Raw genomic sequence first — 12,668 nt, 5'->3', positions numbered from 1 at the left:
CAGGGCGATTGCCCTCTTTGTTGTCGCGATCTGCGCTATCCTGCCTTCTCGATCTGCCCGCGGATCTCGCCGTCCTTGTGGGCGGCCGTATGGATGTTGATGTAATATTTGCCGGCCATCAGGTCGGCAGCCTGCGCGTCGGTTAGCACCGCTGCCCCCTTGAACGGGCTCTTTGGAGCGCCCTTGAACGGGACGACGACACCGGCATTTTCACCCTTTGCTGCCGGACCATGAATATGTCCGGCCGTTGCCGGTCCGCTGAGACCTGAATACGTCACGTTCCAGGTCAGCTGTTTCGTTGCGGTGTTGAAGCCGAGATCGGCCTCACCTTTGCCATCCGTGGTGACGGGCGGATTTTGCTGAGCGCCATCGAGCATTGCCTTCATCTTCATCATGTCGGCCAAGGCGGGTGAAGCGCACAGGATAGAAGTCGAAACGGCCAGCGCCGAAAGCATCGGCGAGAAGGATTGCATGCGCATGGAAATCTCCGTTGTGGCGATGACATCCGCTGAAATTGGATGCACCGGCATAACGGTTGTGCGCACGGATGTTTCCGCCGGGTAACGGCTATTTTACGCCCCAACAAAAAGGGGCGGCCGCCCACCCCTTTTTTCCGAATTGCAGGCCCCAGAATGAGGCCCTTATCCGATGGCCCTTATTTGATAGCCTTGTCGGTGATGGCAGTCGTGTAGGCGCCGCTCGGCTCTTTGGTGATGATCTTCTGATCGAGCAGCGCCTTGGCGGTGCGCGCGTAGGTCGCCGGGTCGAGCTTGCCGTCGGCATTGTCGATCAGCTTGGCGACTTCGCCCATCATGCGCTTCTGGTGGTTCTCGTCCTGGCCGCCATTGTCCATGACGATGCCGGCCGCCTCGTCGGAATTGTCGACGGCATATTTCCAGCCTTTCATCGAGGCGCGCACGAAACGCACCATCTTGTCCTCGAAGGCCGGATCCTTGAGCTTATCCTCGGACGCATAGAGCCCGTCCTCAAGCAAGTCGTTGCCCATCGCCGAGTAGTTGAACACGATCAGCTCTTCCGGCTTGTAGCCGGCGTCGATGAGCTGCCAATATTCGTTGTAGGTCATGACCGAGATGCAATCCGCCTGTTTCTGGATTAGCGGCTGTACGTCAAAACTCTGCTTCAGCACGGTGACGCCGTCCGGACCGCCGTCGGTCTTCAAGCCAAGCTTATTCATCCAAGCGTAGAACGGATATTCATTGCCGAAGAACCAGACGCCGAGCGTATGGCCCTTGAAGTCGGCTTCGGTCTTGATCGGGCCATCCTTAGGGCAGACCAGCTGCATGCCGGCCTTCTTGAACGGCTGGGCGATGTTGACCAGCGGCACGCCCTTTTCGCGTGCGGCGAGCGCGCCGCCCATCCAATCGACGATGACGTCGGCGCCGCCACCGGCGATCACCTGCTCCGGCGCAATGTCAGGACCGCCCGGCTTGATCTCGACGTCGAGGCCTTCGGCCTCATAAAACCCCTTGTCCTTGGCGACGTAATAGCCGGCAAACTGCGCCTGCGTGACCCATTTCAGCTGCAGCGTCACCTTGTCCGCGGCCATCGCCTGAAACGCGGCAAGCGACATCGCGCCGGCCAGCATCGAAATAACAAGTCTTTTCATGTTTTTACCCTCTGAAGTTAAGTGTTCACCCTTTAGGAACAGGACCTTCAATGCGCTCCTGATTCCAACCCGCCACCGCCCTATCCTCCACGGACGGAGGGATGCCAAAACGTGACTGCTCTTTCGAAAAGAGCGACCACGCCATAAAAGACCGAACCCGCAAGTGCTGCAACTGCGATTTCTGCCCAGACCATGTCGATGTTCATCCGTCCGACCTCGGTCGAAATCCGGAATCCCATGCCGACCACCGGCGTGCCGAAGAATTCCGCGACGATCGCGCCGATCAGCGCCAGCGTCGAATTGATCTTCAGCGCGTTGAAGATGAAGGGCGCGGCCGCCGGCAGCCGCAGCTTGAACAGCGTCTGCCAATAGCTCGACGCATAGGTGCGCATCAGGTCGCGTTCCATATGGCCGGAGGCGGCAAGGCCGGCGACCGTATTCACCAGCATCGGAAAGAAAGTCATGATGATGACGACGGCGGCCTTCGACTGCCAGTCGAAACCGAACCACATGACCATGATCGGCGCCACGCCGATGATCGGTAGCGCCGACACCATGTTGCCGATCGGCAAAAGCCCGCGGCGCAGGAACGGCACGCGGTCGGCCGCGATGGCGGCGAGGAAGCCAGCGCCGCTGCCAACCACGTAGCCAAAGAGCACCGCCTTGAAGATGGTCTGCCGCACGTCGGCGGCGAGCACCGGCAGCGAATTGGCGATGCGCACGCCGATGGCGCTTGGCGGCGGGAGCAGGATGAAAGGAATGCCCGCGCCGCGCGTCACCGCCTCCCAGATGATCAGGATCCAGGCGCCGAAGATCGCCGGAATGATCAACCTCAACGCGGTCGCCGCCCAGCGCGAAGTCGGGCGAAGCGCGGACAGCACCGTCACACAGCGCCAGGCCAGCAGCCATGCCGCGGCAAGCAGCAGATAAAAGGACGCGCGAGCGGTGCCTTCATTGCCGGTTATGCCGGCGAGCAGCAGCCACGCCGCGCCATGCGCGCCAAGGAAAAGCAATACCACCCCAATCACCGATGGAAAGTTGTCGGCAGAAATTGCAAGGAGCAGCAAGAAGAAGATCAAAGCCGCGGTCGCCGTGCCGTAACCGGGCGTGGCATCGGTAAGCGGCCAAAGCAGGAGCGCGCCGGCAAGAAGGGCAAGCGCGGCATATCCTTGCCAGGAGCGAGGCGTGATCGAGGAAAGGCTGAAGAGGGAGTTCACGCCGGCCTCCCGCCCATGGCGCGGTCGACGATGCGACCGGCGATCCCGACCACCATCACCAGCAGCGCCGCCACGACCGAGCCGGCCACCAACGCCGACCAGATGTCGATGGTCTGGCTGTAATAGGCGCCGGCGAGCAGCTTGGCGCCGATGCCGGCGACGGCGCCGGTCGGCAGTTCGCCAACGATGGCGCCAACCAGGCTGGCGGCGACCGCGACCTTCATCGAGGTGAACAGGAACGGCACCGATGCCGGCACCCGCAATTTCCAGAAGGTCTGCGAGGGGCTGGCATTGTAGGTGTGCATCAGATCGAGATGGGTGAGCTCGGGCGAACGCAGCCCCTTGACCATGCCGACGGCCACCGGGAAGAACGACAGATACGTCGAGATCAGCGCCTTCGGGATCAGACCAGTGACGCCGATCGCCGCCAGCACGACGATGATCATCGGCGCCACCGCCAGGATCGGAATGGTCTGCGAGGCGATGATCCACGGCATCAGGCTGCGGTCGAGCGTCGCCACATGCACGATGCCGACGGCGATGACGATGCCGAGTGCCGTGCCAAACGCGAAGCCGAGCAGCGTCGAGGACAGCGTCACCCAGGCATTGTAGACAAGGCTGCGATTACTGGTGACCTTGCGAAGAAAAGTGTTCTCGAAGAAATTCACCGCCACCTGATGCGGCGCCGGCAGCGTCGGCTTCGGCTGCGACATCGTTTTGCCGATGAATTCCACAATGCCCGGCTTCTCGCCGGCACGGCGGTCGAGATCGCGCTGGAACGGCGCGTTGAGGATGACGGCGAAAACATACCAGACGACCACCACGCCCAAGAGGATCGAGGTCACCGGGATGAGCTTGTCGCGAAAGGAGTCCATCTAGCGCTGCCCTCCTCCTCTCCCCCACGGGGAGAGGGTGGCCGGAGCGAAGCGAAGGCCGGGTGAGGGAGCGGCCCACCGTGCCTTCGTCATCCTAGGGCGAAGCAGGCGCGAAGCCGCCTGCGCAGACCCTAGGATCCATGCCGTGACTCCGAACGAAGGACGCAAACGGCTGAGAATATCGACCAAGCGGAGCGAGGCGAAGGGAGCGATGTTCCGCAACGCTGCGGAACGGATGCGTAACGGCATGGATCCTAGGGTCTGCGCCGCGTCGCTTCGCTCCTTGCTTCGCCCTAGGATGACGAAGGCGAAAGCGTGGTTGGCCGCCCCCTCACCCGACCTCCGCTTCACTCCGGCCACCCTCTCCCCGTCGGGGAGAGGAGGGAGCTCATCCCGCTCAATCCTCATAGCTGTGTCCTGCCCTGAGGCCGTCACGTACGCGCGCTGCGATCGCCAGAAATTCCGGCGTCTCGCGGATGTCGAGCGGCCGCTTCTTCGGCAGCGTCGATTCGATGACGTCGCTGACGCGACCCGGACGCGGCGACATCACGACGATGCGTGTAGACAGATACACCGCCTCGGGAATGGAATGGGTGACGAAACAGATGGTCTTGTTGGTCCGTTCCCACAGTTCCAGCAGTTGTTCATTGAGATGATCGCGCACGATCTCGTCCAGCGCGCCGAACGGCTCGTCCATCAACAGAAGATCGGCGTCGAAGGCCAGCGCCCGCGCGATCGAGGCGCGCTGCTGCATGCCGCCGGAAAGCTGCCAGGGGTATTTCTGCTCGAAGCCGGACAGATTGACGAGATCCAGCGTGCGCTTGATGCGCGCCGCCTGCTCTGCCTTGGACAGGCCCATGATCTCCAGCGGCAGCGCCACGTTGCGCTCGATCGTGCGCCACGGATAAAGTGCGGCGGCCTGGAAGACATAACCATAGGCGCGGCTCTGACGCGCCTGCTCGGGCGTCATGCCGTTGACGGAGATGGTTCCGGAGGTCGGTTTCTCCAGATCGGCGATGACCCGCAGCAAGGTCGTCTTGCCGCAGCCGGATGGCCCGATGAAGGAGACGAACTCGCCTTTGCCGATGGTCAGATCGACATTGGACAACGCTTGCACCGGACCGTCGCTGGTCTGGAAGGTCAGGCCGAGCTTGCTTGCCGAAACGACGGCTGGCGATGCTCCCGTCATCGGCCGCAGCCTGCCTTTTCGCACCGCTGGCGCGCCTGCTGCAATCCAGTTGATCTTTCCCCGATGTTGCTTTCCACTCGCCCTGTCCTATCCGGCTGAGAGTTCCTATCCGGCTGAGAGTTCCCACTCGATCGAGAGTCGCCCCGATGTCGTCCAAACCCACTTGTCATCTTATCCGCCCTGAAAGCTCTTATGAAGGCAAGCAGGGACTGAGTTATTTCACCGGCATCGCCGCCGAGACAGTCGGCTCTACCGGCATCTGCATGCATATTCTCACCATGCCGCCCGGCGCCCGCGCCAAGGCGCACCTGCATGAAAGCCATGAGACGGCGATCTATGTGCTCTCCGGCGAGGTCCATACCTGGTATGGCGACCGGCTCGAACAACACATTGTCGTCAAGGCCGGCGACCTCTTCTACATCCCGGCCGGCGTCCCGCATCTGCCCGCCAATCTGAGCGACAGCCCCTCTTCGGCGGTCATCGCCCGCACCGATCCCAACGAGCAGGAAAGCGTCGCTCTGCTGCCGGAACTGGATGCACTGGTCGCCTGAGGCGAAAACCAAGCAGCTCACACCCCAGTCGCCGGAATACCTGAGCGTTCCACCTTGCGCGGCGCGGAAATCTCCTTCCACGTCGACAGCGCCCGGTTGACCGCCGCATTCGGCTCACGAGCGACAAACTCGCCATGGCCGGGCTTCGCCTTGACCTCAGCCTCCTGGACCGACAGTTCGCCGCGCGAAAAGACGAAACGCGGCAGGCCGGTTACCTCAAAACCTTCGAAGACGTTGTAATCGATCACCGACTGCTGTTTCTTGGCCGTGATCTTCTTCTTTCGCTTCGGGTCCCAGACCACGATATCGGCGTCCGCACCCTCAACGATGGCGCCCTTCTTCGGATACATATTGAGGATTTTCGCGATGTTGGTCGAGGTCACCGCGACGAATTCGTTCATCGTCAGCCGGCCGGTGTTGACGCCTGTGGTCCATAGCACCGGCAAGCGGTCCTCGAGCCCGCCGGTGCCGTTCGGGATCTTGGTGAAGTCGCCGACGCCGTTGCGCTTTTGGCTGGTGGTGAAGGCGCAATGGTCGGTCGCCACCACTTGCAGCGATCCGGCCTGCAGCCCGGCCCACAGCGAATCCTGGTGCAGTTTGTTGCGGAAAGGCGGGCTCATCACACGGCGCGCCGCATGGTCCCAGTCCTTGTTGAAATACTCGCTCTCGTCGAGCGTCAGGTGCTGGATCAAGGGCTCGCCGAACACCCGCATTCCCTTCTGGCGCGCCCGGCGAATGGCTTCATGGGCCTGCTCGCAGGAGACATGCACGACATAGAGCGGCACGCCGGCCATGTCGGCGATCATGATGGCGCGATTGGTCGCCTCGCCTTCGACCTCCGGCGGGCGCGAATAGGCATGCCCCTCCGGGCCGTTATTGCCGGCGGCCAGAAGCTTCTGCGACAGGGCGGCAACCACGTCGCCATTTTCGGCATGAACCAGCGGCAGCGCGCCAAGATCGGCGCAGCGCTGGAACGACGAATACATCTCGTCGTCATCGACCATCAGCGCGCCCTTATAGGCCATAAAGTGTTTGAACGAGGTTATGCCCTTGTCGACGACATCAGCCATCTCGTCGAACACCTGCTTGCCCCACCAGGTGATCGCCATGTGGAAGGAATAGTCGCAGGCTGCTTTCGAGGTCTTGTTGTCCCACATCTGCAAGGCCTCAAGCAGCGACTGCTGCGGCGAAGGCAGGCAGAAATCGACCACCATCGTCGTGCCGCCAGACAAGGCCGCGCGAGTGCCGGATTCGAAATCGTCGGCCGAATACGTGCCCATGAATGGCATTTCGAGATGGGTGTGCGGATCGATGCCACCCGGCATGACATAGCAGCCGGTGGCGTCGAACTCGTGGTCGCCATGCAGATCCGGGCCGATGGCGATGATCTTGCCGTGCTTGAACAGCACGTCGGCCTTCCAGGTGCGGTCGGCGGTGACGATGGTACCATTCTTGATGACTTTGCTCATCCGCGGCTCTCCTACAGCCTAATACATTGCACACGCGTACGCGAAGCCGCGCTTATACTCAGTCCAATTGTTGTTTACGGGATCAAAAATAGCGTAGACCGGATATGGTGCGACTATCGTCATTATAACGGACTTGCCGTCTGTATATATATTCATCGGATTGAGGGTTGATACGGTAGACGGAATGGGGAACATCTGAAAACTCCTGGAGTCATTCATATCTATTTTGAAGAAAACCGACATTGAAACCGGGTATTTTGATGTCGACAGGTCGAATGAAACTGTATTGCTTGTAGAGCTATCTATCTGAATTGTGTTTGAGCAGGAAAAACTTAGACTACTGACTGCGCCGGCATTTGTATTGATCACTGGCTCCTTTGGCAGGAGTTGCAGCGCCAGAGGCATTACTGCTGCGATCAAGGCAGCGATCGCTGTAAGCAAGGCCGCAATCGTCGTCGGCCTTAACCAGCTTCTATCCGGCTCCGTCTGCTGCTGCCTCGCCCGCGCCATCTCGATACTCAGTCGAATGAAGCAGGAGGTAGAAAAGCGGTGCTGGATTTGGCCCTGACATGTCGACCCCGTCGGGCGGTCAACCACTTCAGAGTTGTTTCAAGCCGCTTCACCCCACGATCTCCGCCGTCTCCACCACCGCATGGAACAGCACATCCGCGCCCGCCGCCGCCCATTCCTTGGTGATCTCCTCGGCCTCGTTGTGGCTGAGCCCGTCGACGCAAGGGCACATCACCATTGCGGTGGGCGCAACGCGGTTGATCCAGCAGGCATCATGGCCGGCGCCGGAGACGATGTTGCGATGCGTGTAGCCCAGGCGCTCCGCCGCATCCCGCACAGCCTTGACGCAGCCCGGGTCGAAAGTGACCGGATCGAAATGGCCGACCTGATCGATCTTGTATTTGATGTCGAGCGCCTCGCAGATCGTGTCGATGCCTTCGCGGATGCGCCCATCCATCGCGTCCAGCACTTCCTTTTCCGGCGAGCGGATGTCGATGGTGAACACGGTGCGGCCGGCGATGATGTTACGCGAGTTGGGATAGACCTCCATATGGCCGACCGCGCCGACGGCGTCCGGCTGGTAATCCATGGCGATCTCGTGCACCAGCTCGATCACCCGCGCCATGCCGAGCCCGGCATTGCGGCGTTTTGGCATCGGCGTCGAGCCGGTGTGCGCCTCCTTGCCAGTCAGCGTCACCTGCAGCCATTTCAATCCCTGGCCATGGGTGACGACACCGATGTCAATGCCTTCGTCCTCGAGGATCGGTCCTTGCTCTATATGCAGTTCGAAGAAGGCGTGGATCTTGCGATCACCGACTTTCTCGGTGCCCTTCCAGCCGATGCGTTCGAGCTCCTCGCCGAATCTCTTGCCGTCCTTGTCGACATGCGAATAGACATCGACTTGGTCGAGGACGCCGGCGAAGACACCGGATGCCATCATCGCCGGCGCAAAGCGCGCGCCTTCCTCGTTCGTCCAGTTGGTGACGACGATCGGATGCTTGGTCTTGATGCCGAGCTCGTTGAGCGAGCGCACGATCTCCAACCCGCCAAGCACGCCGAGCACGCCGTCATATTTGCCGCCGGTCGGCTGGGTGTCGAGATGGCTGCCGACATAGACAGGCGGCAGATCAGGCTCGGTGCCTTCGCGGCGGGCAAACATCGTGCCCATCTCGTCGAGGCCCATTTCGAGGCCGGCCGCCTCGCACCAGCGCTTGAACAGATGCCGCCCCTCGCCGTCCGCGTCGGTCAACGTCTGGCGATTGTTGCCGCCGGCAATGCCGGGGCCGATCTTCGCCATCTCCATTATCGAATCCCACAAACGGTCTGAATTGATTCGCAGATTCTCGCCGGGTGCGGCCATTCAAAACCTCATCTATTGCGCGGCGTCCCCCTCCCCCTCGAGGGGAGGGTGGCCGCGAAGCGGTCGGGTGGGGTCGCCGAACATGCGCGCGACCTTCTCCTTGACCACCTGCGCCACATGCCAAGCACTGTTTATGACATCGGGCTCATCGACGCGAAAGATATCGAACCCGATCGATCGCAAATAGGCGTCACGGACAGCGTCATGCCGTTGTCCCTCTCCTGCTCGTGCAAGTCGCCATCCACTTCCACCACCAGCTTTACTGCAAGACAAGCGAAGTCGACGATATAGGGTCCAATCGGGCACTGGCGGCGGAACTTGAACCCGCCCGATTTCAATTCGCGCAGTTCATACCACAGCAGGGATTCGCCCTTGGTCGCATGAACTCGAAGCGCCCGCGCCTTTTGGCGCATTTCGAAACTCACGCGGGTACGGGGCATCAGAAGCGAACTCGCAGCAAAAGATCAGGTCGGCGCGCGTCGCCACCGACCCCACCCGACCGCTTCGCGGCCACCCTCCCCTCAAGGGGGAGGGAAAGCTGCGCCCAGTTTCTCAATCCACTGCCCTCAGCACTTCACGCACATGGTCGATCAATTCATTGATCTGGCCCTTGGTGATGATCAGCGGCGGCGACAGCGCGATGATGTCGCCGGTGGTGCGGATCAAGGCGCCGCGCTCGAACGCCTTGACGAAGGCCGAGAAGGCGCGCTTGGTCGGGCTGCCGGGGATGGGCGCCAGCTCGATCGCGCCGATCAGGCCGATGTTTCGGATATCGATGACGTTCGGCTCGCCCTTCAGCGAATGCAGCGCGTCTTCCCAATACGGCGCCAGTTCCTCGCCACGGGTGAGCAAGCCCTCTTCCTTGTAGGTGTCGAGCGTGCCGAGTGCGGCCGCACAGGCGATCGGATTGCCCGAATAGGTATAGCCGTGGAAGAACTCGATCATGTGCTCGGGGCCGGTCATGAAGGCGTCGTGGATCTCCTTCTTGACGAACACCGCGCCCATAGGGATGACGCCGTTGGAGACGCCCTTGGCCGTCGTCATGATGTCGGGCGTGACGCCGAAATAGTCGGCGGCGAACGGCGTGCCGAGCCGGCCGAAACCGGTGATGACCTCGTCGAAGATCAAAAGGATGCCGTGCTTGGTGCAGATCTCGCGCAGCTTCTCGAGATACCCTTTCGGCGGCAGGATGACGCCTGTGGAACCGGCCACCGGCTCGACGATGACGGCCGCGATGGTCGAGGCGTCGTGCAGCGCGACGATGCGCTCCAGCTCGTTGGCCAATTCCGCGCCATGTTCGGGCACGCCCTTGGTGAACGAATTCTTCTCGGGCAGATGCGTGTGCGGCATGTGGTCGACGCCGCCGAGCAGCGTGCCGAACATCTTGCGGTTGGTGACGATGCCGCCGACCGAGATGCCGCCGAAATTGACGCCATGATAGCCGCGCTCGCGGCCGATCAGGCGGGTGCGTGAGCCCTCGCCTTTGGCGCGGTGATAGGCGATCGCCATCTTCAGCGCGGTCTCGACCGATTCCGATCCGGAATTGGTGAAGAACACATGGTCCATGCCCTTCGGCGCGAGGTCGACCAGGCGGTTCGCCAACTCGAAGACGATCGGATGGCCCATCTGGAAGGCCGGCGCATAGTCGAGTTCGGCGGCCTGTTGCTGGATCGCCTCGGTGATCTTCGGCCGGCAGTGGCCGGCGTTGACGCACCACAGGCCGGCGGTGCCGTCGAGAACCTTGCGCCCGTCGCTCGTCGTGTAATGCATGTCCTTGGCGGACACCATCATGCGAGGCGCCTGTTTGAACTGCCGGTTTGCCGTGAACGGCATCCAGAATGCGCTGAGATCGTTCGGCGTGACTTTCAGCCGGTTGGACATGACCAAGACTTCCCCTTGTAACCTGTTTCGGTGTGGCTAACGCTTGGTCTTCCCGACACTTGGTCTCTGCTGCGTTTTCGTGCTACGCAAATTTTGACCGATTGGACAAACGTTAGCACCGCCCTGTCGGCGGTCAAGGGATTACTAGCGGAAATGCGGCATCTGAAGCGCGCTCCACAGGCCGGAGAAAAACTGGTCCAGAGAATTGGTCCAGATGGCCCTCGCGGCCCAGATGGCCCTCGCGGCACAGTCCTGCGGGGATGACGGCTGACATGGACACCCCTGCCCCTCGCCGCACCCGCATCCAGCAGGAAAAGCGCGAACTCATCCTGGAGGCGGCGCTCGAAGTCTTCTCGACCAACGGCTTTCGCGGTTCGACCATCGACCAGATCGCCGAAGCCGCCGGCATGTCGAAGCCTAACCTGCTCTACTATTTCCGCCGCAAGGAAGACATTCACGAGACGCTGATGCAGCGACTTCTGGACACCTGGCTGGCGCCGCTGCGCGAACTCGACGACATCGGCGACCCACTGACCGAATTGCGCAGCTACATCAGGCGCAAGCTCGAAATGGCGCGCGATTTCCCTAGGGAAAGCCGCCTGTTCGCCAACGAGATCCTGCAGGGCGCGCCCCGCATCATGCCGCTGCTGGAAGGCGAGTTGAAGACGCTGGTCGACGAGAAGGCTGCCGTTATCAAGGGTTGGATGCGCGCCGGCAAGATCGCCCGCACCGACCCCTGGCACCTGATCTTTTCGATCTGGGCGACGACGCAGCATTACGCCGATTTCGACGTTCAGGTCCGCGCCGTGCTCGGCCCCAACCGCGGCGGTGACGGCCGCTTCGAGGATGCGGCAAGATTTCTGGAACAGCTGTTCATCGACGGGCTGAAGCCGAAGGGCTGACGCCTCGTCAAAATAGGCCAAAGGAAAGTAATTTACCGGCCGTCTGGTTCTTGCTGACCGTGGAGATTGGCCGACGGCCCCATCACTTCGTCATCCACGGGCGAAGCAAGGAGCGTAGCGACGCGGCGCAGACCCGTGGATGACGAAGCTGAGGGGCTGCAGCCACCAATGTTATGCGCTGCGACGCTCCACCGGCATCGCGTCCAACAATTTCTGCAACTTCGCGATCGAGTTCTGCTCGGCGAGTGGCGTGTAGACGATCAGCTTCATATCCGAGCCGTCGTCGATCGAAAAGCTCATATGCTCGAACGCCATGCTGCCGGCCGTCGGATGTCTGACATGCTTCACACCCGATAGTTCACGAGCCACATCGCGCAACGGCCACCAGGTGCGGAACTCCGGACTTGAACGCGTCATCAGCGCGATCAGCCGCTCGAAATCCGGATCGCCGACATACTTCGCGCTCTCCGCCCGGAACGAAGCGATAACGGCGCGCGCCAGTTCCTCCCAGTCGACCAGCAGGCGCCGGTGATGCGGGCTGGTGAAAACCATGTGGACGATGTTGCGGGCGTCGCCCTCCAGCAGGCCATAGTCGCCGAACACGGCTGCCGCGGCCGGATTCCAGGCCAGCACGTCCCAGCGCCGCCCGACGACATAGGCCGGCTGCAGCATGAGGCTTTGCAGCATATGCAGCAAGGGGCCGTCGACCTTTTCTGGCGCTTCAACGCGACGCTCCGGCTGCTGGCGGCCGGCGAGAATGAACAGATGCCGTTTTTCGGCCGCGTCGAGGCGCAACGCCTGGCTGAGCGCACTCAGCACCTCAACCGAGGGCCTGACCTCACGCCCCTGCTCCAGCCAGGTGTACCAGGTCGTCCCGACGCCGGCGATCATCGCCACCTCCTCGCGCCGCAGCCCTGGCGTGCGCCGCCTGAGGCCCGTTTGGATACCGGTATCCGACGGCGTCAGCCTTTCGCGCCGCGACCGCAGGAAGGCACCAAGCTCACGGCGGCGGCTGTCTTCGGCTGAATGCGTCGGGGAATCCATCGGTGCCATTATAGCAGTATCGATACCAGGATAAAGTTTGAAC

General features: G+C 61.7%; 12 protein-coding genes. 2 read left to right on the top strand and 10 right to left on the bottom strand.

From position 1 onward, the window contains the following. Nucleotides 1–35 precede the first annotated feature (35 nt). The 5 genes from ABID19_RS04000 to ABID19_RS03980 form a co-directional block, all read right to left on the bottom strand. On the bottom strand, nt 36–479 hold the full coding sequence (locus ABID19_RS04000) for a CHRD domain-containing protein (RefSeq protein WP_354488122.1): 444 nt from the start codon (nt 477–479) through the stop codon (nt 36–38). A 176-nt stretch (nt 480–655) separates the two neighbouring features. After that, on the bottom strand, nt 656–1,627 hold the full coding sequence (locus ABID19_RS03995) for an ABC transporter substrate-binding protein (RefSeq protein ID WP_352936861.1): 972 nt from the start codon (nt 1,625–1,627) through the stop codon (nt 656–658). Nucleotides 1,628–1,707: 80 nt separating this feature from the next. Continuing rightward, entirely contained in the window at nt 1,708–2,844 is a 1,137-nt protein-coding gene (locus tag ABID19_RS03990) for an ABC transporter permease (protein WP_354488120.1), read from the bottom strand. Further along, complete coding sequence (locus tag ABID19_RS03985) at nt 2,841–3,719, bottom strand: ABC transporter permease (RefSeq protein WP_354488118.1); 879 nt, start codon at nt 3,717–3,719, stop codon at nt 2,841–2,843. The genes ABID19_RS03990 and ABID19_RS03985 overlap by 4 nt, the downstream gene beginning before the upstream one ends. A gap of 397 nt (nt 3,720–4,116) precedes the next feature. Beyond that, entirely contained in the window at nt 4,117–4,908 is a 792-nt protein-coding gene (locus ABID19_RS03980) for an ABC transporter ATP-binding protein (protein WP_354488117.1), read from the bottom strand. A 146-nt stretch (nt 4,909–5,054) separates the two neighbouring features. Here ABID19_RS03980 and ABID19_RS03975 point away from each other — a divergent pair, with 146 nt between their 5' ends. Then, entirely contained in the window at nt 5,055–5,459 is a 405-nt protein-coding gene (locus ABID19_RS03975) for a cupin domain-containing protein (protein WP_354488115.1), read from the top strand. A 17-nt stretch (nt 5,460–5,476) separates the two neighbouring features. Here the strand turns inward: ABID19_RS03975 and hydA are convergent, their stop codons facing one another. From hydA to aptA, 4 genes are all read right to left on the bottom strand, one after another. After that, complete coding sequence (gene hydA, locus ABID19_RS03970; RefSeq protein ID WP_354488114.1) at nt 5,477–6,928, bottom strand: dihydropyrimidinase; 1,452 nt, start codon at nt 6,926–6,928, stop codon at nt 5,477–5,479. 619 nt (nt 6,929–7,547) lie between these two features. Then, a complete protein-coding gene (locus ABID19_RS03965) occupies nt 7,548–8,798 on the bottom strand; it encodes a Zn-dependent hydrolase (RefSeq protein WP_354488112.1) in 1,251 nt (416 codons plus the stop codon). 131 nt (nt 8,799–8,929) lie between these two features. Further along, nucleotides 8,930–9,211, bottom strand: coding sequence for an endonuclease domain-containing protein (locus tag ABID19_RS03960; protein ID WP_354488110.1), 282 nt, complete (start codon nt 9,209–9,211; stop codon nt 8,930–8,932). A 139-nt stretch (nt 9,212–9,350) separates the two neighbouring features. Next, a complete protein-coding gene (gene aptA / locus ABID19_RS03955) occupies nt 9,351–10,679 on the bottom strand; it encodes an omega-aminotransferase AptA (RefSeq protein ID WP_354488109.1) in 1,329 nt (442 codons plus the stop codon). 272 nt (nt 10,680–10,951) lie between these two features. Between aptA and ABID19_RS03950 the strand changes: the two genes are divergently transcribed. Further along, the gene (locus tag ABID19_RS03950; RefSeq protein WP_354488107.1) at nt 10,952–11,581 is read left to right on the top strand and encodes a TetR family transcriptional regulator C-terminal domain-containing protein; all 630 of its coding nucleotides are present in this window, start codon (nt 10,952–10,954) and stop codon (nt 11,579–11,581) included. Between the two features lie 171 nt (nt 11,582–11,752). Here ABID19_RS03950 and ABID19_RS03945 read toward each other — a convergent pair whose 3' ends face one another. Beyond that, on the bottom strand, nt 11,753–12,625 hold the full coding sequence (locus ABID19_RS03945) for a helix-turn-helix transcriptional regulator (RefSeq protein ID WP_354488303.1): 873 nt from the start codon (nt 12,623–12,625) through the stop codon (nt 11,753–11,755). Nucleotides 12,626–12,668 lie beyond the last annotated feature (43 nt).

It is taken from the genome of Mesorhizobium robiniae (assembly GCF_040545535.1).
GTDB lineage: Bacteria > Pseudomonadota > Alphaproteobacteria > Rhizobiales > Rhizobiaceae > Mesorhizobium > Mesorhizobium robiniae.
This window is presented reverse-complemented; position numbering and strand designations above follow the sequence as displayed.